The organism is Erythrobacter sp. 3-20A1M, assembly GCF_018636735.1.
Classification (GTDB): domain Bacteria; phylum Pseudomonadota; class Alphaproteobacteria; order Sphingomonadales; family Sphingomonadaceae; genus Alteriqipengyuania.
This window is the reverse complement of the sequence record NZ_CP045200.1, coordinates 437,237-457,597: the sequence shown is the minus strand read 5'-3', so window position 1 is coordinate 457,597 and position 20,361 is coordinate 437,237. Positions and strand designations below refer to the sequence as shown.

General features: G+C 66.6%; 22 protein-coding genes, 1 other RNA gene and 1 pseudogene. 9 read left to right on the top strand and 15 right to left on the bottom strand.

What is annotated here, in order from left to right:
• On the bottom strand, positions 1-1,086 hold the full coding sequence (gene recF / locus F7D01_RS02280) for a DNA replication/repair protein RecF (protein WP_215228655.1): 1,086 nt from the start codon (positions 1,084-1,086) through the stop codon (positions 1-3).
• A 226-nt stretch (positions 1,087-1,312) separates the two neighbouring features.
• Between recF and F7D01_RS15360 the strand changes: the two genes are divergently transcribed.
• Both F7D01_RS15360 and F7D01_RS02275 read left to right on the top strand, forming a co-directional pair.
• Positions 1,313-1,435, top strand: coding sequence for a hypothetical protein (locus F7D01_RS15360; RefSeq protein WP_255750034.1), 123 nt, complete (start codon positions 1,313-1,315; stop codon positions 1,433-1,435).
• A complete protein-coding gene (locus F7D01_RS02275; protein WP_215228654.1) occupies positions 1,432-1,644 on the top strand; it encodes a PspC domain-containing protein in 213 nt (70 codons plus the stop codon). Before F7D01_RS15360 ends, F7D01_RS02275 begins: the two co-directional genes overlap by 4 nt.
• A 22-nt stretch (positions 1,645-1,666) precedes the next feature.
• Here F7D01_RS02275 and F7D01_RS02270 read toward each other — a convergent pair whose 3' ends face one another.
• From F7D01_RS02270 to F7D01_RS02250, 5 genes are read right to left on the bottom strand one after another with little or no spacing between them, the layout of a single operon-like run.
• On the bottom strand, positions 1,667-2,449 hold the full coding sequence (locus F7D01_RS02270) for an SDR family oxidoreductase (protein WP_215228653.1): 783 nt from the start codon (positions 2,447-2,449) through the stop codon (positions 1,667-1,669).
• Entirely contained in the window at positions 2,446-3,000 is a 555-nt protein-coding gene (locus tag F7D01_RS02265; RefSeq protein WP_215228652.1) for an NUDIX hydrolase, read from the bottom strand. The genes F7D01_RS02270 and F7D01_RS02265 overlap by 4 nt, the downstream gene beginning before the upstream one ends.
• On the bottom strand, positions 2,997-3,671 hold the full coding sequence (locus tag F7D01_RS02260) for a TPM domain-containing protein (RefSeq protein WP_215228651.1): 675 nt from the start codon (positions 3,669-3,671) through the stop codon (positions 2,997-2,999). The genes F7D01_RS02265 and F7D01_RS02260 overlap by 4 nt, the downstream gene beginning before the upstream one ends.
• Before the next feature lie 3 nt (positions 3,672-3,674).
• Complete coding sequence (locus F7D01_RS02255; protein WP_251566998.1) at positions 3,675-4,517, bottom strand: YgcG family protein; 843 nt, start codon at positions 4,515-4,517, stop codon at positions 3,675-3,677.
• A 14-nt stretch (positions 4,518-4,531) separates the two neighbouring features.
• Positions 4,532-5,218: a LemA family protein gene (locus F7D01_RS02250; RefSeq protein WP_215228650.1), complete on the bottom strand. Its 687-nt coding sequence runs from the start codon at positions 5,216-5,218 to the stop codon at positions 4,532-4,534.
• A 117-nt stretch (positions 5,219-5,335) separates the two neighbouring features.
• Between F7D01_RS02250 and mscL the strand changes: the two genes are divergently transcribed.
• Together mscL and ssrA are read left to right on the top strand one after the other, a co-directional pair.
• Positions 5,336-5,851 (top strand): large conductance mechanosensitive channel protein MscL, encoded by a 516-nt coding sequence (gene mscL / locus F7D01_RS02245; RefSeq protein ID WP_215228649.1) that lies wholly within the window; start codon positions 5,336-5,338, stop codon positions 5,849-5,851.
• Positions 5,838-6,182, top strand: a transfer-messenger RNA (tmRNA) gene (gene ssrA / locus F7D01_RS02240). The genes mscL and ssrA overlap by 14 nt, the downstream gene beginning before the upstream one ends.
• Positions 6,183-6,262: 80 nt before the next feature.
• On the opposite strand, the gene F7D01_RS02235 is transcribed toward ssrA, so the two are convergent.
• From F7D01_RS02235 to F7D01_RS02200, 8 genes are all read right to left on the bottom strand, one after another.
• Positions 6,263-6,523: a hypothetical protein gene (locus F7D01_RS02235; protein WP_215228648.1), complete on the bottom strand. Its 261-nt coding sequence runs from the start codon at positions 6,521-6,523 to the stop codon at positions 6,263-6,265.
• Positions 6,524-6,643: 120 nt separating this feature from the next.
• Positions 6,644-7,936: an N-succinylarginine dihydrolase gene (locus tag F7D01_RS02230; RefSeq protein ID WP_251566997.1), complete on the bottom strand. Its 1,293-nt coding sequence runs from the start codon at positions 7,934-7,936 to the stop codon at positions 6,644-6,646.
• 97 nt (positions 7,937-8,033) lie between these two features.
• Positions 8,034-9,047, bottom strand: a complete 1,014-nt coding sequence (locus F7D01_RS02225) for an arginine N-succinyltransferase (protein WP_215228647.1) — start codon at positions 9,045-9,047, stop codon at positions 8,034-8,036.
• The gene (locus F7D01_RS02220; RefSeq protein ID WP_215228646.1) at positions 9,044-10,255 is read right to left on the bottom strand and encodes a hydrolase; all 1,212 of its coding nucleotides are present in this window, start codon (positions 10,253-10,255) and stop codon (positions 9,044-9,046) included. Before F7D01_RS02220 ends, F7D01_RS02225 begins: the two co-directional genes overlap by 4 nt.
• Positions 10,256-10,296: 41 nt before the next feature.
• On the bottom strand, positions 10,297-11,130 hold the full coding sequence (gene rsmA, locus F7D01_RS02215) for a 16S rRNA (adenine(1518)-N(6)/adenine(1519)-N(6))-dimethyltransferase RsmA (protein ID WP_215228645.1): 834 nt from the start codon (positions 11,128-11,130) through the stop codon (positions 10,297-10,299).
• A gap of 91 nt (positions 11,131-11,221) precedes the next feature.
• Positions 11,222-12,208 carry a 4-hydroxythreonine-4-phosphate dehydrogenase PdxA gene (gene pdxA, locus F7D01_RS02210; RefSeq protein ID WP_215228644.1) on the bottom strand — a complete coding sequence of 329 codons (987 nt, stop codon included), beginning with the start codon at positions 12,206-12,208 and terminating at the stop codon, positions 11,222-11,224.
• 7 nt (positions 12,209-12,215) lie between these two features.
• The gene (locus F7D01_RS02205; RefSeq protein ID WP_215229617.1) at positions 12,216-13,568 is read right to left on the bottom strand and encodes a peptidylprolyl isomerase; all 1,353 of its coding nucleotides are present in this window, start codon (positions 13,566-13,568) and stop codon (positions 12,216-12,218) included.
• A 182-nt stretch (positions 13,569-13,750) separates the two neighbouring features.
• Entirely contained in the window at positions 13,751-16,126 is a 2,376-nt protein-coding gene (locus tag F7D01_RS02200) for an LPS-assembly protein LptD (RefSeq protein WP_251566995.1), read from the bottom strand.
• A 117-nt stretch (positions 16,127-16,243) separates the two neighbouring features.
• On the opposite strand from F7D01_RS02200, the gene F7D01_RS02195 reads away from it, so the two are divergent.
• The 5 genes from F7D01_RS02195 (at position 16,244) to F7D01_RS02175 (ending at position 19,723) form a co-directional block, all read left to right on the top strand.
• Positions 16,244-17,704 (top strand): leucyl aminopeptidase, encoded by a 1,461-nt coding sequence (locus tag F7D01_RS02195; RefSeq protein WP_215228643.1) that lies wholly within the window; start codon positions 16,244-16,246, stop codon positions 17,702-17,704.
• Between the two features lie 49 nt (positions 17,705-17,753).
• Positions 17,754-18,188 (top strand): DNA polymerase III subunit chi, encoded by a 435-nt coding sequence (locus tag F7D01_RS02190; RefSeq protein ID WP_215228642.1) that lies wholly within the window; start codon positions 17,754-17,756, stop codon positions 18,186-18,188.
• Positions 18,170-18,664, top strand: coding sequence for a hypothetical protein (locus F7D01_RS02185; RefSeq protein ID WP_215228641.1), 495 nt, complete (start codon positions 18,170-18,172; stop codon positions 18,662-18,664). Before F7D01_RS02190 ends, F7D01_RS02185 begins: the two co-directional genes overlap by 19 nt.
• Positions 18,665-18,749: 85 nt before the next feature.
• Positions 18,750-19,172, top strand: coding sequence for a nucleoside-diphosphate kinase (gene ndk / locus F7D01_RS02180; RefSeq protein WP_215228640.1), 423 nt, complete (start codon positions 18,750-18,752; stop codon positions 19,170-19,172).
• Between the two features lie 107 nt (positions 19,173-19,279).
• Positions 19,280-19,723 carry a nuclear transport factor 2 family protein gene (locus F7D01_RS02175; protein ID WP_215228639.1) on the top strand — a complete coding sequence of 148 codons (444 nt, stop codon included), beginning with the start codon at positions 19,280-19,282 and terminating at the stop codon, positions 19,721-19,723.
• Positions 19,724-19,761: 38 nt separating this feature from the next.
• Here the strand turns inward: F7D01_RS02175 and purN are convergent.
• Positions 19,762-20,343 (bottom strand): annotated as a pseudogene (gene purN / locus F7D01_RS02170) (phosphoribosylglycinamide formyltransferase); the annotation flags it as partial.
• Positions 20,344-20,361: the final 18 nt, after the last annotated feature.

Genomic DNA, 20,361 nt, shown 5'->3' with positions numbered 1-20,361 from the left:
TCAGAGTCGCTCCAGCGCGCCGCCCGCGACGCGCCAGACCGCCGCTTCGCTCCGGATAGGCTCGAAAGGGGCCAGTTCGGTACCCGTCATCCAGCTTTGCGCGCCGGTGGCCGCCAGCCGCTCGAACAGCGCCGCGCGGCGCCGCGGATCGAGATGGGCCGCGACCTCGTCCAGCAGCAGCACCCCGGCCCGGCCGCGCGCGGCGAGTGTCCCGTGGGCGAGGGTGATCGCGATCAGCATCGCCTTCTGCTCCCCGGTGGAACAACGCGCGGCGGGCGCGTCCTTGCCCGCCATTGTCACGATCAGGTCGGCGCGGTGCGGGCCGGTCAGGGTGCGGCCTGCCTGCCGGTCGCGACCGCGCCCCGCGCGCAGCAGCTCGGCCAGTTTCGCCTCATCCGCCGGGCCACCCGGTTCGAGCGCCAGCAGGGGATGCGCGAAGGGCGCATTGTCCTGCCGCGCTAGCTCGTCGCGCAGCGCCGCCACGACCCGTTCGCGCCCCATCGCCAGCGCGCTGCCATGCGTCGCCATCTGCGCCTCGATCGCGTCGAGCCATTGCGGTTCGGGCGCGCGATCGTCAGAGATCAGCCGGTTACGCTCGCGCAGCGCCGCTTCGTAGCGGGTTGCGTGATGCGCGTGGGTGGGCGCGACGGCCAGCGCCATCCGGTCGACGAAGCGGCGCCGTTCCCCCTTAGGCCCGGTGAAGAGCCCGTCCATCGCCGGGGTCAGCCAACCGACTGCCAACCACTCGCCTAGCGCCACCGCGCTGCCTTGCGCGCCGTTGATCCGCACCAGCCGCCGCCCTGGTCGCTCTGGTTCGACATGGGTGCCGAGCCGCACGGGCTCGCCGCCATCGCGCGGGTGGAGCGTCGCCCCGATGGCGAAGCCCGCCGGTCCGCCCTCGCGCGCCATCTCGGCCAGCGGCGCGCGGCGCAGGCCACGGCCGGGCGCGAGCAGCGACAGCGCCTCCAGCACGTTGGTCTTGCCCGCACCGTTCTCGCCCACCAGCAGGTTGAAACGCGCCGCCCCGTCGAGGGTCGATTCCGAGTGATTTCGGAAGTTGGAAAGGGAGATGCGATCGAGCGCCATGGGTCCGATGGCGGTTAGCGTGTGCGCCGCCTCAGCGCCAAGCAAAAGGCCGCCGCCGAGATATGGGAAAAATCCCCAACAGGTGGGATCGGGTCATATGGGGTTCATCTTCGGTTGAGGGCGAAATGGCGGAATTCTGCGGGTGGCGCAGTTTGGCACGGCCCATGCAATGTATGGGATGTGGCCATGAGGGTCACATCAAAACGCACACAAGGAAGGAAATATCATGTTCGTAAAGAAGTATGGCCAGCAGCTCTTCGCCGCCGTTTTCGCTCTCGCCGGTACCGCTTTCGTTCTCACCATGGCCTATGCGCCCGCCACGATGACCGTTACCCAGGCGGTGGCATGAGCGATCCGATCGACACACGCGGCCCCGGAAACCCCCGCAAATTCCACCTGGATAAGCGCAATGCGAAGCTGGGTGGGGTTTGCGCCGGGATCGCAGATTACTTCGATGTCGACGCGACGATGGTCCGCATCCTCTTCGTCGTCGGCACCCTGATCGGGTTCGGCTCCCTGCTCCTGATCTACCTGGTGATCTGGGCGGTCGCGAATTGACCGCCCCGATCCACTCCTTCGCTCACATTGCGGAGATACCGCCGTCCAGTTTCAGTTCGGCACCGGTCATGAAGCGGCTCTCGTCGCTGGCGAGGTAGAGCACGCCGTTGGCGATTTCCTCTGCCTGGCCGATCCGGCCCAACGGAATCTGGCGCGACAGCTTACCCAGCACCACCTCTTTCTCGATCCCCGCATTCTTCCCGATTCCGTCCAGGATCGGGGTGTCGACGAAGGTCGGATGGATCGAGTTGCAGCGGATGTCCCAGCCGCGCTTCGCACAATAGAGCGCGATCGATTTCGACAGCATCCACACCGCCGCCTTGCTGGCGTTGTAGCCGGGCATGGTATCGCTCGCGATCAGGCCCGCGATGGAGCTGATATTGACGATCGAGCCGGGCTGGTGATCCTTCATCAGCGGCAGCGCCTTCTGGCAGCCGATGAACACGCTATCAACATTGATGGCGAAGCCGCGCCGCCATTCCTCCATGGTGCACGTCTCGATATCGCCGCGCACGCCGACGCCCGCATTGTTGACCAGCACGCTGAGGCCGCCCAGCTTTTCGCGCGCCGTCGCGATCGCCGCGTCCCAGTCTTCCGGACTGGTGACGTCGTGGCGCAGGGCGAAGGCGGTGTCCGCACCGAAATGGTGGTTCACCGATTCGGCGGTCCGCTGCGCCCCTTCCTCATTGATGTCGGTGCACAGGACCCGCGCGCCTTCCTCCGCCAGTCGCTGGCAATGCGCCGCGCCCAGGCCCTGCGCTGCGCCCGTCACCAGAGCCAGTTTGCCCGCCATCCGTCCCGTCATTCTCTCTCTCCCAGCCAATGCGGCATCAGCAGCATGGTGATTCGCGAATCGATCCCGATGCCTTTTGCGCGGCATTCCTCGACGAAGCGCCCCAGGCCGTCCAGCGCCACGCGGTGGACAGTTATGTTCTCATCGTCGGTTCCGCCGCCATCGCCGACCTTCTCCAGCTGCGTGGCCCGGACCAGCGTGTAGCTTTCGCTGACCATGCCGGGGCTCGAATAGAACGTGCCGAGATCCTCCAGCCGACCGGCGCGATAGCCGGTTTCCTCCTCCAGCTCGCGTCCTGCGGCGGCAAGGGGTTCCTCGTCCTCTCCGCCATCATCGTCCCCGATCAGTCCTGCGGGAAATTCGATGCAGGGTCGGCCGAGCGGCACGCGAAACTGCTCGACCAGGATGACGTGCCCGTCCTCGATCGGCAGGATCACCGCCGCGCGAATGCCGCGCGCGCGGCCGACATATTCCCATTTGCCGCGTTTCTTGGCCGCGATGAACTTGCCCTGCCAGACGGTTTCCTCGGGCTCCCGCTCGTCCTGCCCGTGTCCCGGGCTCACAGCTCCACCAGCCGGTCGGGCAATTCGTTCTTGTCATCCTCGGCCCGGGGGAAGTGCTGGGACAGGATCGCGCCCACATCGGCCACCCCGGCGATGATGCCATCGGCCATCCGACCTTCGGCGATCTCGTCGAGCATGTCGGTCATCGCTTCGCCCCAGGTTTCGGGCGGCACCATCTCGTTGATCGCGGCATCGGCGACGATTTCCGCGCGCCGCTCACGCAGGGAAAGATAGATCACCACGCCGGTGCGCCCCACCGTCCGCCGGTCCGCGCCGACCTTGAACAGGTCGACCGCCCGCTCGCGCACACGCGCTGTCTTCACCTTGCCGGGGACCAGCGCGAATTTCACCGGCGACCACAATTGCACCAACCAGACGAGCAGGAAGATCGCGATGGTGAGCGCGGTGAACAGGGCGAGGATGCCGGGGGTGGTCCATTCATGGTTCCACCCGCCCGCGAGCGCATCGAACAGGTCCAGCATCCAGTCCCCGAACCATGCCAGGATCGTCATAACGAGGAAAGCGAGGGCCGCCGCCCAGGCGAGCGCGATGTCGGAATAGCCGTCCGACCGGTCCGCCAGCACGGTCACGATCTCTCCGCTGGTGGTTTCCTCCGCCGCGGCGACCGCGTCGCTGATCCGCCGGTGATCGGCTTCGCTGAGATAGGCCATGCGCTACCAGCCCCCGCTCGCGCCGCCGCCGCCGGAGATACCGCCGCCGAAACCGCCGAAGCCACCGCCACCGCCGCCGCCTCCACCGAAGCCGCCTCCACCGAAACCGCCGCCGTCGTGGCGACCGCCGGACATGTGGCTGAGCGCGGACCAGAGCACCACATCGCGCGCGATTGCACCGGCGGTTCCGCCCCGGCGATAGCGCCGCCCGCGGCCCCCGCGCCCGAACATGAAGACGAAGACCAGGATCATGACGATCCAGAAGATCGCGCTGACGAAGGCGCCGCCCTTGCCACTCTCGCGCTCCTGCGCCTGGGCCTGCTCGGCTGCCTGCGCCACCGCCCTCGCATCTTCCGGCGCACGGCTCAGCTGCGTTATCAGGGCATCGACCCCGGCATTGATACCACCCACGAAGTCACCGGCCTTGAACCGGGGCGATATGTCGTTGCGGATGATCCGACCCGAGAGAATGTCTGTAATGTACGGCGTCAGGCCATAGCCGACCTCGATCCGCATCTTGCGATCGTTCTTCGCGACGAGCAGCAGCACGCCCTGGTCGGTATCGGCCGGACCGATGCCCCATTTCTCGTACAGATTGGCGGCGTACATCTCGATCGTCTCGTCGCCGGTGGTCGGAACCGTGGCCACGACGATCGGACGCCCCGACCTCTCGGTCCAGCTCCGCAACTTCTGGTCGAGCGCGGTCTCGTCCGCGGGTGAGAGAATATCCGCCCCGTCATAGACCGGCCCCGCGGGCCGCGGCGGCAGCTCCTGCGCCGCCGCAGGCAGCGCCAGCGCGGTGAGCGCCAGGCCCAGCAGCGCAAGCAGCGCCGCCGGGCTCAGCAAGCGAGCGAGAGGTCTCAATTCCCGGTGCCGGTCTGTGCCGTGCCCGTTTCCGTGTTGTCGTTTGCGGGCGGCGTGGCTGCGGGATTCTGTGCGCCCGGCTCACCCATGGTGCCGAAATCGACCGTCGGGGCGGACTGCGCGGCCTGGGTCGCCTCGAACGGCTGCATCGGCTTCGCGCCGTGGACGATCTTTGCGCCGATCACGTCAGGGAAGGTGCGGATGGTGGTGTTATAGTCCTGCACTGCCTCGTTGTAGCGCACGCGAGCGACGTTGATCTGGTTCTCGGTGCCTTCCAGCGCGGTCATCAGGTCGGCGAAGCGGCCCTGGCTCTGCAGCTGGGGATAATTCTCCACCACGGTGCGCAGCTGGCCGAGCGCCTGCGTCAGCTGGTTCTGCGCTTCGTTGAAGCGGCGGAAGGTATCGGGATCGGACAGATCGTCGGTGGTGACGTTGATCGAGGTCGCGCGGGCGCGTGCCTCGGTCACGTTCGTGAGGATCTGCGTCTCGGAGCCAGCGGCGGCCTTCACCGTGGCGACGAGGTTGGGGACCAGATCGGCACGGCGCTGCAGCGCGCTCTGCACGTTGCCCCATGCGGCCTTCGCGGCCTCTTCCTTGGTCGGCACCGAATTGATCCCGCAGGCGGTCAGCGAAACGAGGCCGAGCGCCAGGAATAGCGGGCGAAGAAGACGGGCAAGGGTCATTAAATCCTCCGAGGATAACTGTGTTGCTGGTATAGCACACGTACGCGGCCCCGCAAGCGTTTGCCTCGCAAAAGCGGCTGTGCCATCTGGCCCCAGAGACAGCAGGAGCAGAGACGGATGGGCTTTTTCGCCGAGTTCAAGAAATTCATCGCGCGCGGCAATGTGCTGGACCTGGCGGTCGGCGTGGTCATCGGCGCGGCGTTCGGGAAAATCACCACGTCTCTGACCGAAAGCATCCTGATGCCGCTGATCGGCTGGATTTTCGGCGATGTCGATTTCTCGAACTGGTTCATCCGGCTGGGCGCGATTCCCGAAGGTTACACCGGCGCGCGCGACAACTATGCGCAACTGAAGGAAGCGGGAGTCGCCATGGTGGGGTATGGCGATTTCCTGACCCAGGTGGTCAATTTCCTGATCCTCGCCTTCGCGCTGTTCCTGCTGGTGCGCAGCGTGAACAAGGTGCTCGAGGAGATCGAGAACAAGCAGGTCGAAGCGGAGGACACCGCCAAGACGCCCGAGGTGCCGACTGACCCGCAACTCGACGTGCTGAAGAAGATTCTCGCCGAATTGAAGGCGGAGCGGAAGGGCGTCGTGCCGGGCGAGACCGAAAGTGGCCCGTCCACTTCACATTAAGGGGCGCATCGCTATATGGGGTTTGCCGGTTTCGACCGGCTATGGCGATAAAGTGCGGCGTGCAATAGACACAACGGACCCGGGGGCAGTACCCGGCGGCTCCACCAAAAATCGCGGGAAACCGCGCTTTCTGACGGGGCCGAACCAGGATCGACGTGTGTTGAAAGACGCAGTTTTCGCTCGGGCTGAGTATCCCGTAAAAATGTTCACAACACACAAGTGCCAACGACAACGAAGCACTCGCACTCGCTGCGTAATTTGATGGCCTAACGGCCTGAATTTACAAAGCTAAAGCGCGGTTGGGCCCACCGGGCAACAGAAGCGGATTCCGGGCGTCCGGAGGGCACGTAGCAACAGAAGCCCTCCACCTTTCTCTTTCATCGATGAGCGCGCGTAGCTGGAGCCGGGTTTTCACTGCGGTGAAGAGGTAGAAGAAGCAGCCGCCTCTAGCTCCCGCGCCGCTTTCTCGTGCTTCAGGCAGTCGAGGATCTTTGCGCCGGCCATGAACACCGAACCGGTGCAGGCGAGGAACAGCAGCTTGCCACCCCAGCCGGGATATTGCCCGAGATAGACGATCCCGCGCTGACATGCGCCGAGTGCCAGCGCGTAGATGATCAGGAACGCTTCCCAGCGGGTCTTGATGACGAACAGGCGGCTGATCTTCTTGAGCATAAATCCCCGAAATCCTTAACCGTTCGAACAACAAGAGCCGTGCCAGCGGCGGTGCGCCGGGGCTCCGGTGGTTAACATGGTGGGGAGTGTAAGCGCGCGCGACAGCCAGCGGCAAGCGCGTTAACCAAGCTCGCCGAGATCGAGCGTATCGAGCAGCGCGGCGCGCGCTTCCGTCACCTGTTCCGCCAGCGCGGAATCGCCCAAGGCGCCCGGCGCGATCTCGTGCGGCCAGTGCTGTTCGATCACCCGCGCAATCCGCTCAGCCTTGTCGGCATCGAGCAGGAAGCGCGGATCGACCGTCGCCGGGTCCGCGACCACGCGCAGCCGCAGACAGGCGGGGCCGCCGCCATTGGCCATCGACTGGCGCACGTCGACCGGGATCATGCGGCGGATCGGTCCGGCCTTCTGCAGCAGCGAATCGAGATAGGTGCGCACCGCCTCGCTCTCCTGGCATTCGGAGGGGACGATCAGCGCCATTTCCTTGTCGCCGAGCGTCACCAGTTGGGCGTTGAAGAGATAGGTCGCGATCGCCTCGGTCAGCGGGACGTCGTCCTCCGCCACCTCGACCACTTCGAGCGCGGGGAAGGCTTCGCGGATCGCGCGATAAGCGCCCCGTTGGTCGGCGAAGGCGCGGGCGTGGGTGAACAGCACCCGCTCGTTCGCGACCGCGACCACGTCGTTGTGAAACGCGCCCGCCTCGATCGCCTCGGGGTTCTGCTCAACGAAAACGCATTTCTCGGGATCGAGCCCGTGACGGCGCGCAATGGCGCGGCTCGCCTGCTCGTGCTGGCGCGCGGGGAACTTGCCGCCCGGCCGACCATAGACGAATACCTCGACGCCCGGCGCGCCGTGACTGTCGCAAAAGCGCATGTGGTTGGCCGCACCCTCGTCGCCGAAGCTGCCGGGGATGGCGTCGTGGACAGCGAAATTCGCCTCGTCGGCAAAGGCGAGGGCAAGCTGCGCCTTGGTGTCGGGCCATTCCTGGGCGCGGTGCAGCATGGTCGCAAGGTTCGCCGGGGTCAGGTGGCAAAGCCCGTCATTCGTATCGGGGGCCGGGCTGACGGTCGCGGCGTTGGCGGTCCACATGCTGGAGGCGGACCACGCCGCGGCGAGCAGCGCGCGGTCGGCGCTGCGATCGACCGCCAGCGCCTCCAGCAAAGCGGAGTTGGGACGGGGCAGGGGCAGCAGGAAGCCCTGCGGCAAGCCCAGTTCCATGTTCGCGCGCATCTTGGCGAGCCCCTGCAACGCCGCCGCGCGCGGGTAGGACGGGTCGCCGCCATGGCTGGCGCTGGCGATATTGCCTAGGCTGAGCCCTGCGTAATTGTGGCTCGGTCCGACGATCCCGTCGAAATTGATCTCGCGCAGCATTTCCAACCTTTCCCGCTCGTCCCGAGCTTGTCGAAGTCCGCTCATCCTGAGCTTGTCGAAGGATCGTCCTTCACTTGAGGTGAAGCGCTAGATCAGAGAACCGGACTTCGACAAGCTCAGTCCGAGTGGGGTGGGAAATGGGCTACCGCACCACGCTCCACACGGTGTCGCCTTCGCCGACGCCCAGCGTGTGCGCGGCCTCCGCGTCGATCGCCACTCCATCGCCATCGACCGCGCGCCTGCCGTAGCATGAGCGGAAATCGGTCAGCGTGCCCGCCGCCAGCAGCGCGCGTTCACCGTCGGACGCATCGGTCGCCGACACGCTCCCACTATGCGCGCCCGCGACGCTCTTCACCTGGTCGGTCTTCGCCAGCATGGTCGGGCCGCCGTCGAAGATGTCGACATAGCCTTCGTAGGCGAAGCCTTCCTTCTCCAGCATGCGCATCGCCGCGCGCCCGGTGGGGTGCGGCAGGCCGATCACATCGCGCGCATCGTCGTCCAACATGGCGATATAGACCGGGTGCTTGGGCATCAGGTCGGCGATGAACTGGTTGCCGTTGATAGCGTTGAAATAATCCGCCTCCTGAAAGCTCATCCCGAAGAAGCGGCCTGCGACGCCGTCCCAGAACGGCGAGCCACCGCGATCGTCGATAATGCCGCGCAGTTCGGCAAGCACGCGCTCGGCAAACCGCGCGCGGTGCATGGCGATGAACAAATAGCGGCTGCGCGCCAGCAGCAGGCCGAGCCCGCCCGCGCGCTCGTTCGGGTGCAGGAACAGCCCGCCGACTTCGCTGCAACCCTCCAGATCGGTGACGAGGCTCAGCAGTTCTGCCCGCACCGTGCGGTCCAGTTCCTGGCTGTGCTGGGTCAGCGTGGTCAGGCGGTAGGAGTAGAACGGCCATTGCTGCCCGACCTGCGAGAACAGCTGGCACGTCCCGCGCACCGCGCCGGTCTCCGTATTCTCCAGCACCAGCACGAACTGGTCGTCGCCCAGCGTATCCTGCGTGCGCGAGAACGCGTCGCGCGACCGCTCCAGCTTCGCGCCCAGCGCATCGCGATCGGCGGGCAGGTTGGTGAAGCCCCCGCCGGTCAGCTTGGCCATTTCGTAAAGCGGTTCGATATCGTCGGGGCGCGAGGCGCGCAGGCGGAAACTCACAACACGTTCTCCGTCGCCAGTTGATGCAGGACCATGGCCGCGAGCGCGGCACGCTCTTTCAGGCTGGGGGCGATCATGAATTCGTCGGGCGAGTGGATCTTGCCCCCGCGCACCCCCATGGTGTCGACCACCGGCACGCCGGTCGCCGCGATATTGTTGCCGTCGCACACCCCGCCGGTCGGCTGCCAGTCGATCTCCTGGCCCAGCTCCGCACCGCAATCGCGCACCAGGTCGAACAGCTTCTGCGCCTGCCGGTCGACCGGCTTGGGCGGGCGCGAGATGCCGCCATGCACCGCGATATCGACCTCCTGAGCCTGTTTCACCTCGGCGATCAAAGCGTTCATCTCCGCTTCGAAGCGTTCCGCCGCGGCAGGCTCCTTGGGCCGGATGTTGAAGCGCAGCACGGCGTGGTCGGGAACGACGTTGTTGGCGGCGCCGCCGTCGATCTTCGCCGGATTCACGCTGATATCGTCGCGCTGAAGCTCTTTCAGCCGCACCGCGAGGGTGGATGCGGCGACGATGGCATTGCGTCCGTCCTGAGGATTGCGCCCGGCATGGGCGGACTTGCCGGTGACGGTGAGGCTGTAATTGCCGCTGCCGCCGCGCGCGTGGGCGAGCCGCCCCTCCGACGTCGCGGCGGGTTCGAAGGTGAGCGCGGCGTATTTGCCCTGCGCGGTCCGCTCGATCAGCGGGGCGGAGGAGAGCGAGCCGGTTTCCTCGTCCGCATTGATCAGCACGTCGTAGCCGACCTGCTGCCATGCCTCGGTGCCTTCCAGGGCGCGAAGCGAGGCGAGGATGATCGCGAGTCCGCCCTTCATGTCGGCGGTGCCGGGGCCGTTCAGGGTTTCCTCGTCGAGCCAGGTCAGCTGCTGGAATGGGTGATCGGCGGGAAACACGGTGTCCATGTGCCCGGTCAGGATGAAGCGCCGCTCAGCCTCCGGCCGGACCCGCAACAGGAAATGCTTGCCGTTCTCAACCGCCGTCTCCTTGCCAGCGGCATCGACAGCGGTGACGGGGGCGGGCTCCTCCAGCGTGATCTCGCCGGGGAGGACGGAGAAAGCGTCGGACAGTTCCTGTGCCATACGGGCGAGGCCCTCGTGGTTCGACGTGCCGCTGTTGATCTGCGCCCAGCGCTCGACATGGGAAAGCATCTGCGCGCCGTCGATGGTTTCGATCGCGTCTTTCAAGGTTCCGGTAAGTCTGGTCATACCCACCGCCTAGCGACAGGGGCGGCGCGGGCCAAGTGCGCTTACTGGCCCAGCAGGCGTGCGAGCGTGACGAAGTCGGCCACCGAGAGCGTCTCGGCGCGGCGTGTCGGCTCGATCCCGAGCGATTCGAGCGCCGCGACCGCGCCCGGCACGCCCTTCAGGCTCTGGCGCAGCATCTTGCGCCGCTGCCCGAACGCCGCCTCGGTCAGCCGCGAGAGGAGGGCGGGGTCAACGCCCTCGGGCATGGCTGCGGGCTCGACGTGGACGACCGCGCTCATAACCTTGGGCGGGGGGGTGAACGCGCTGCGGTGGACCTTCATCGCCAGCTTCGCCGTGCTGCGCCATTGGGAGAGGACCGCAAGCCGCCCGAAGGCCGAGCCACCCGAGGCGGCAACGATGCGCTGCGCGACCTCCTGCTGGAACATCAGCGTCAGCGAAGTCCAAAGCGGCGGCCAGGCCGGCGCAGACAGCCAGCGCGTGAACAGCGCGGTGCCGACATTGTAGGGCAGGTTTGAGAGGATCGCGTAGGGTTCGCCCATGATCGCATCGTGATCGAGCTTCAGCGCGTCACCCTCTATCACCCGCAACCGGCCCGGAAAGGCGTCGGCCAATTCGGCCAGCGCGGGGAGGCAGCGGCGATCCATCTCGATCGCGGTGACGCGCGCCCCGGCGCGCAGCGCGGCGCGCGTCAGGCCGCCGGGGCCGGGGCCAATCTCCAGCACTGCGCGGCCTTCCAGCGAGCCGGGCAGGGCGGCGATCCGGTCGAGCAGCTGTTCGTCGAACAGGAAGTTCTGGCCCAGCGCCTTGCTGGCTGACAGGCCATGGCGGGCGATGACTTCGCGTAAGGGGGGAAGCTGGGGGGCAAGATCGGTCATTGTCCCACCCCCTACCCTTCACGCAAGCGGGAGGGGAGCGAGACTTGCCGCGCCGTAGGCGCTGCTAGTCGCAGCGGGGCGGGCCGTCCGCTCAGGTTGCACTCCGTCGCGCAGCGATCTCGCCCGCCATGCGGATCGCGGCAATGGTCGCCCCCGGATCGGCCAACCCCTTGCCCGCGATATCGAAAGCGGTACCGTGATCGGGACTGGTGCGCACCACCGGCAGGCCGAGCGTGACGTTGACGCCCTGATCGAAATCGAGCGTTTTGAGCGGGATCAGCGCCTGGTCGTGATACATGCACAGCGCCGCGTCGTAGCCTGCGCGAGCGCGCGGCGCGAACAGCGCGTCGGCGGGGTGCGGGCCGCTGGCGACGACGCCTTCGCTCCGAAGCGCCGCGATGGCAGGGGTGATGATGCGCGCCTCTTCGTCGCCGAAGCGGCCGTCCTCTCCCGCATGCGGATTGAGGCCGGTGATCGCCAGTCGGGGGCGATCGATCCCAAAATCCCCATGCAGCGCGCGGGCGACCACCCGGCCACGGGCGACGATCAGATCGATGGAGAGGCGTTCGGGCACCTCGGCCAGCGCGCAATGGACGGTAACCGGCACCGTGCGAAGCTGCGGCCCGGCCAGCATCATCACGCCATCGTCCGGATCGGCCCCGGCCGCCGCGGCAACGAATTCTGTCTGGCCCGGATGCGCGAAACCGACCTCGGCCAAGCGACCCTTCGCGATGGGCGCGGTGACGACGGCGCTGGCGGTTCCATCGACGGCGAGGGCGACCGCGCCCTCCAGCGACGCCAGCGCGAGCCGGGCACCAGCCACGTCGGGCGATCCCGGGCGATAGGGACCGTCGTGATCGGTAAGAACGGGCAGCGCCCGATCGAACGCCGCGCATGGCTCCCCCGGTGCGGCGATACGCTCAACCGGCAGGCCGGGAACGGCCTCGCGCAGCACGCCCGCGCCGCCGACCACGAAGAAGGGCGGCAGGTCGTTTTCCACCCGCCGTGCCCAAGCCGCCGCGATCAGCTCCGGACCGATCCCGGCCGGATCGCCCAGAGAGACCGCGATCGGCGCCATTACCGGGTCAGTTGTACTCGACGTAGGCGTCGTTGCGCAGGTCGCGCAGGTAACGCTGCGCGCGCTTGTCGATGCGGTCGTCCTCGAGCTGGCTGCGCATTTCCTCCATCGTCGGCTCGTTCGCCTCCTCCGGATCGTCGCGCCCACACAGCAACAGGACGCGAACGCCCTCTTCCAGCGAGCCGAAGGGCGGCGTTGCCTGCCCGACCTGCAATTGCAGGATGCTCGACTGGAGCTGTTCCGGAAGCGAGCGGACGGTCAGCTGATCGTTGGAGACGACCTGCGCCCCCACGGTCTGCGCGGCGCGGTCCGCATCGCCGCAGCCGCGGATCGATTCGACGGCCTTGGCGAAGGCGACCGTCTTGGCCTCCGCTTCCTTCTGCGAGATTCCCTTGGGGAAGTTGATCGAAATCTGCTTCAAGCTGAGCACGGCGTCGCGGGGGTCGGCCGCCAGGATTTTGCGCCGGTCGATCAGGTACAGGATGGAAAAGCCGCCGGGCACGGCGACGGGGCCGACCAGCTGTCCGGGCTGCATCTCGCTCACGACGCTCGCCATTTCGGGCGGCAGGGTCGCGAGCCGGACATAGCCGAGATCGCCGCCGGTCGCGGCGGTCGAGGCTTCCGAATATTGCCGGGCATAGCCCACGAAGCTGCCCCCGGCCTTCAACTGCTCGACGATGCGGCGTGCGTTCGCCTCCACGGTCGCGGCGGTCTCGGGCGTAGCGGAGAGATAGATTTCGCCCACGCGGAACTGGTCGGTGCCGCGCGATGCCTGCATGCGGTCCATCATGTCCTTTACCTCTTCGGTGGAGACATTGACGAACGGAGCCACGTTGCGGCTGAGCAGATTGCGCCAGTCCAGCTCGCCCTCGATCTGGCGCTTGAGCGACGCGGGGGAGGAGCCGATCGATTTGAGATAGGCGTCCATCTTCGACGGATCCTGCCCGAAATTCTGCTGCGCCAGGCGGGCGTAGGTCTGCTCCACCTGCGCCGGTTCGGCGGACACTTCCTGCAGCTTCGCTTCCTGAATCTGGAGCGTCTCGTCGATCAGGTTGCGCAGGACCTGCATCCGCAGCTGGTCGAGATCCTCGTCGGCGATCTTGCCCTGGGAGGCCGAGACGACCAGGGCCACGCGCTGATCGATATCGGTCCCGGTGATGACCTGGCCGTTGACGACCGCGCGCGCCTTGCGATTGTTGGGATCCTGCTTGCCGAACACCTCGACGTCGTCGGGGATGCCGAAGGCGTTACCCGCCGGCTGGGCGTCGGTGGCGGGCGTCTGCGCGTCGCTGGTCGCAGCCGGCGGCGTCGCTTGCGCGAGCACCGGCCCGGCGACCAGTCCGGTCAGCGCACCGGCCATGGCGAGGGGAGGAATAAGGGAAGCGAGGCGTTTGATCACTTGTCCTACCTGTAAGGCGACCCGCCCAAGCGGGCCTTTCACGAGATTTGGCGAATGCTAAGTGTGCCGCCCGGCGGCTGAATGCATGATGAGCGCGGCGGGATAGCGGTTTTGGCGGGCGCTGCCAATCCGCCGCTATTGTCCTAGCGAAAGCCGAGGTTGCGCAGGCGGAAATAGACCTGGAACGTGTCGCCGCGCTGCGCATCGCCAAGATCCTGATAATTGCGCTTCCAGGTCAGGCCCATCTCCAGGCAATCGTCCTGATAGGCGACGCCCAGCCGGGTGACGATGGGATCGAACCCGTCGGAGTTGAACGTCGCGTCCTCCTGCCGGTCGGTCAGGTTGATCACGCCCGATCCGAAGACCGACCAGTAGCGGGCGAATGCGACCCGGGCGGCGACCCGCGCTTCTTCCCGGTCGCGCAAATCCTCTAGCGAGGGGTCGATATTGCGGTTGAGCCGGAGATAGCCGATCTCGGCATAGGTCCGCCGGTTGCCGATCGTGGCGTCGATCTCGTTGCGCCGGACGGCGAAATTGTCCTTGTCGATCCGGTATCGATGGGTGAACGAGATGAAGTCCTTGTACCGCACCTGCGTCCGGCCGACGAAGTCGGACAGCTGTTCGGCGAGACCGGTCCCGTCGGGCAGGATCGTGCGATCCGCGTCGAAGCGATAGGATTGGCCCAGGGTCGCCTCCACCCGCCAGTCCGGCCGCGTCAGCTGCCAGTCCACGCCGTAGGTGATACGCGCGCCGTCCTCCACCCGGTCGTAGCCGGGGAAGCGATTGAGCGAGAAGAGGTTCGAATCCTCCAGGTCGATCGCGCGCGAATCCTCGTTCGGGACGGCGAGGTTGCGGATGTCGGGCGTCGCCACGAACTGGACGCGCGGGGTCAGCACCTGCGTGCCGCCCAGCAGCGACCCGACAAACGGCCACTTGATGTCCGCCGCCAGCGTGCCGACACCGCGCGCCTGCCAGCCGGGATTGCCGCGATAGATCGCGGTCTCCGTCAGATAGTTCTGATCCGAGTGATACACGTCCGCCCGGGCGAGGGCGGTCAGCTGCACAATCTGCCCCATCCCGGTGTAGCTGCGCAGGTCCCAGCGCGCGCTGGCGAAGGCGCGTTGCGTGTCCTGCCCTTCCGACCGCTGGATCGCCAGCGTATTGGCCTGCAGCTCCACCTGCCCGCCCAGCAATGGATCGGCCAGGCGCCGCCTGTAATCGATCAGCGGCAAGGCGATCGGCACCTGCCCCTGCGGCTGCAACAAGCGCAGCGTCTGGGTGGCGTATCCCGCGACCAGCAGGTAGGAATCGCGGTCGATCCGCTCCAGCTCGACCAGCGAGCGCAGGCGATCGTCGCGGCTGAGATCGTAGCGGCGCAGGAAGGTCTTGTCGGTGGTCCGGCGAATGGAGGCCGTCAGGCTCCAATTGGGGTCGAACTGCAGCTTCCCGTTCGCGAAGATGTACCCGCGAAAATCCTTTTCCGTGTTGGGAACGCCGGTGAAATTGGAAATGCGGCTGCTGTACGTGCCGTATCCGGTGATCTGGTACGCCCCCACGTCGGTCAGATGGCGGAACGAGCCGGATAGCATTGGCGCGACTTTGGAATAGACGCTGGCCCCCACCGTCGCGTCCATGTTGTTCGCCAGACGGTAGTAATAGCTTCCGCTCAGTTCGAGGCCGTTGGAACGCGAGAATCGCACGTCCGGTACCAGGAAGCCGGAGGTCGCGCTCCCGTCCGTACGCAGCGAGAGGCCGGGCAGCGGAATCAGTTTCGCCCCGAACAGCTCCAGATAGGCGCTGCGGAACCGGATGCTGTTCGTTTGCGAATCGTAGACGACCCGTTCCGCGGTGATCCGCCAGCTGGGGCGCTTCGGGCACCCGTCGGAGGTTTCGACATCGCACGCGGTATAGGCGGCGCGGGTCAACGTCACTGTCCCGTCGACCTCGCGCGTACCACGCTCGGCGGCCAGTCGTCCGCCCTCACGCAGCACCAACAACAGGTTTTCCAGCGAACCGACGTCGAATTCGTCGGTCAGCTCGACCCGGTCGGTATAGAGCTGATTGCCGTCCGGATCGACGAAACGGACATTGCCGGTCGCCACGATCTGGCCGCTCTCCCTGTTCCAGGTGACGCTGTCGGCGCGGACCGAGCGGCCTTGATTGCGCAGGATGACGTTGCCGCTGGCGGTGACGGCTCCGTCGTCCGAATCGTATTCGAGCGTATTCGCCTCGAAATCGATCTTGCGCTCGCCCGAAGGATCGGCGGGTTGGCCGGCCGTCTCGCCGGGCAATGCTCCCTCGGTTACCGGGAGCCCGGCATCGTCGCGATCCTGCGCGTCGCTCTCTTCGAGGTCGGGAAGCTGCAGCGGCTCGCGCGCGGTTTCGATACCCGGCGGCGCGCCACTCTGCCCGAAGGCCGGCGTGGCCAGCAGGCCTGCCAGCATGCCAATCGTCACCGCCCCTTGGCGGGACGCGCGGCAACGGATCGGGGGCGGCGCGAGACGCGGGGTGGGGCGCATCGCTTGCCTATTGCACTTGCCTCTCCTAATCGCAATCTCACTTCTGAGGGCCTGTCTCCGCCGCCGTATCGCGCCGCGCCGACGCCCCTGCCGTTCACGCGATTATCCGGAGTCTTCATGCAAATCACCTTCGCCGATACCCTTCCCACCGACGCCACCCTGATCGCCCATGTGGTCGATCGCGACAGCCTGCCCGGCACGCTGGAGCGCACGCTGAGCGAAGGCGCGAAGGCGAACCGTTTCCGCGGCACGCCGGGGCAGGTCAGCGAAGGCTATGTCGAACGGGACGGCAAGGTGCGGCGGGTCGCGCTGGCCGGGGCGGGCGCCGCCGATGCGGACGAGCGCGAGGCCAATCTGGAAAAGGCCGGCGCTGCGCTCGCAGCCAAATATCTGTGCTCGGGCGAAACCGCGCTCGCGCTCGACCTGTCGACCGGGGACCTCTCAGCCGAGCACGCGGCCGCCGTGCTGCTGGGCCTGCGGCTGCGCGCCTGGCGCTGGGACGAATATCGTACCACGCAGAAGGACGAGCAAAGGAAGACGCTTACCACCGTCACGGTGGTCGGTGCGCCCGATGGAACGCGCGAGGCCTGGACGACAGCCGCGGCAGTGGCCGAGGGCGTGGAATTCGCGCGCGAACTCGTGACCGAGCCGGCCAACATCCTCTATCCCGAAAGCTTCGTGGATCGGTGCCGCGAACGGCTGGACGGGACCGGCGTGGAAATCGTCGTGCTCGACGATGCGGAGATGGAGAAGCTCGGCATGGGCGCGCTGCTCGGCGTCGGCCAGGGATCAGCCAAGCCCTCGCGCATTCTGGCCATGCGGCTGACAGGCGGGGCACAAGGCGAGAAGCCGGTCGCCTTCGTCGGCAAGGGCGTGACCTTCGATAGCGGCGGCATCTCGATCAAGCCGGGCGCGGGCATGGAGGACATGAAATGGGACATGGGCGGCGCGGCCGTGGTCGCGGGCTCCATGGTGGCCCTGGCGAAGCGCGGGGCGAAGGCCAATGTGGTCGGCATTTGCGGACTGGTCGAGAACATGCCCGACGGCAATGCGCAGCGGCCGGGCGACGTCGTCACCACCATGTCGGGTCAGACGGTCGAGGTGATCAACACCGATGCCGAAGGACGGCTGGTGCTGGCCGATGTGCTGCATTGGTGCCAGAAGACCTATCAGCCGCAGCGGATCGTCGATTTCGCGACGCTCACCGGCGCGATGCTGATCGCGCTGGGTCACGAGCAGGCGGGCCTGTTTTCCAACGACGATGCGCTGGCGGACGATCTGCTGAGCGCCGGACGCCAGACGGGCGACAAGCTGTGGCGCATGCCGATCGGCCCCGCTTACGACAAGCTGATCGACAGCCCGATCGCCGACATGAAGAATGTCGGCCCGCGCGTCGCAGGATCGATCACCGCCGCCCAGTTCCTGCAGCGTTTCATCCTGGACAGCACCCCGTGGGCGCATTGCGACATCGCGGGGATGGCATGGTCGGACAAGCCGGGCCGCACCTGGGACAAGGGCGCGACCGGCTACGGCGTGCGCCTGGTCGATCGCTTCGTGCGCGACACGCTGGAAAGTTGAGCCGCGCGCGGGTGCTCGCCATGGGTCCGACCTCCGGCGGCCGTCCGCGATGAAGGTCGATTTCTGGCAGCTTTCCGCCAGTTCGGTGGAGCAGGTGGTGGCGCTGATCGCGCCGCGCGTGCTTCACGAGGGGAGTCGTCTGCTGGTGGTGCACGAGGACGAGGGTCGGCGCGATGCGCTGTCCGATGCGCTGTGGACGAGCCACCCGGAGGAATTCCTGGCCAATGGTATCGTCGGGGCGGGACACGAGGCAAGCCAGCCGATCCTGATTTCGCGCGAGTGCGAGCCACTCAACAGCGCGGATCATGTCGTCTTCGCCGACGGCAAATGGCGCGCGCCCACGGGCTTTGCCCGCGCATTCCTGCTCTTCGACGATACCACGGTTGAGGCGGCCAGGGGGTGCTGGAGCGCGCTGGGCAAGGAAGCCGGGTTGGAACGCAGCTTCTATCGGCAGGATGGGGGGAAATGGGCCAGGATCGCCTGACCGGCACACGCGCGTTCGCGAGCCTTATTGCCGGGCTGGCGGCGCTGTTGTGTGCCGCGTGCGGCGACGAGGCCCATCATAGCGTCGATCCGGCGAGCGACGAGGTGAAGGTCCAGATCCCCACCAGTGAAGGGCGCGCCACCATGCGCAGCGGTCCGCAAGTCGCCCCGCGTCTCCCGCTCGGCTTCACCATCGTGCCGAACGCGCGTGTAGTCCACGCGACCGATGTGAAGCGCGCCGACCGGAAGGGTTCGCTGGTCGCATTGGAAAGCGGCGACAGTCCGGCCGAACTCGCCCGGTTCTACCGGCAGGAGGCCGAAGCGGCGGGCCTCGCCATATCCTACAGCCTGGGCGACGAGGGGCGACAGACACTGGTCGGAGAGGGGGCGAAGGGGCGCAGCTTCTCCCTGTCCGCCCGCCGGGAAGGCGATCTCACCCGCGCCGAACTGTTCGTCAGCGACGGATTGCAACGATAGCGTCGTTCCGAAGGGTTGCCGAGAGAGCCCCGCGCGGCTAGGGGCTCGCGCAATTTTACGACTATCTCTTGCAAGGATACTACCCATGGCGGCCAACCGCACATTTTCGATCATCAAGCCCGATGCCACTCGCCGCAACCTGACCGGCGCTGTCACCAAGATGCTGGAGGATGCGGGGCTGCGCGTTGTCGCGTCCAAGCGGATCCAGATGACCGAAGACCAGGCGAAGGGCTTCTACGAAGTGCACAAGGATCGCCCGTTCTACGGCGAACTGGTCGATTTCATGACCAGCGGCCCGGTGGTGGTGCAGGTGCTCGAGGGCGAGGATGCGGTGAAGCGCAATCGCGACATCATGGGCGCGACCAACCCCGCCGATGCCGAGGAAGGCACGATCCGCAAGACTTTCGCCGAATCGATCGAAGCGAACACCGTCCACGGTTCCGACTCGGACGAGAATGCGCAGAAGGAAATCGCCTTCTTCTTCGACGATAACGAAATCGTGGGCTGACAAAGCCTACGAAACGGCGAATAATTCGCTGAGATAACTTACTGTTACCCTCCACCGAACAGTGATATACTGGTCGCGTGGGTGGGTCTGTAACTTTCAACCGCTTCTTGCGGGAACGCCGCAACCGGCGCTGCGCGAAATCCTTCCGCAATGCGCTCAATACGCGCGCATTCGAAAGTCTCGAAGCGCTGCTGGCCCCGCACGTGGTGCATATCGACAGCCAGTTCGCCGTGATCGAAGGGCGCGAAGCCATCATTCGCGCTTTTCGCCGCTTGATGGCGATCGTTCCGGACTGGCGACTGGAGCTCGACGAACTGCTGGTGAACGATGGGGCGGTGATGGCGCACGGGCGAATTCATTCGGAATTGCCCGAAATCGCCGGCGAGGGGTTGTGGACGCTGATTTTCGAAGGCGGCAAGGTCGCGGAAATTCAAGAGATGCGCCACCAGCGGCAGGGGGCTTTTACGACCATGGTCGATCCGCGCGATGCCGCTTCGCCGCCGCCGCCCTCCGGCAACACGGACGCCGACGTATTCCACCGCACTCACTGATTGCGGAGGGCGCTCGCACGCATGCCTGCTGCCTACCGCGGGTTGGCGCCGCCGGAGACGTAGTCGGCGACCACGCGCGGATAAAGCTGGTGCTCCGCGAACAGCACCCGGCGGGCCAGCGTATCGGGTGTGTCCTCGGGCAGCACCGCGACCTGCATCTGGCCCAAAACCTCTCCCCCATCGAGCTCGCTGTCGACCAGGTGGACAGAGACGCCCGCCACGCTGTCGCCCGCCGCAATCGCGCGCGCATGGGTATCCAGCCCCTTGTATTTCGGTAGCAACGAGGGGTGGATGTTGAACATCCGGCCCCGCCAGGACGCGACCATCTCTTCCCCCAGCACGCGCATATAGCCGGCGAGCGCGACGTAATCGGCATCGTGCTTGCGGATCGCCGCATCCATTGCCGCATCGTGTTCCGTGCGGTCCATGCCCCTGTGCGAGAGGGAGAAAGTCGCGATTCCCTCCGCCTCGGCCAGCGCGAGGCCCGGCGCATCGGGGTTGTTGCTGGCGACCAGCACGATCTCGTAGGGCGTGCCCGGCAGGCGGCTGGCGTAGAGCAGCGCGGCCATGTTGGTGCCGCTGCCGGAGATCAGCACCGCTAGCCGCGCGGGTCGATGCACCGAAGGCGGGGCCGCAGC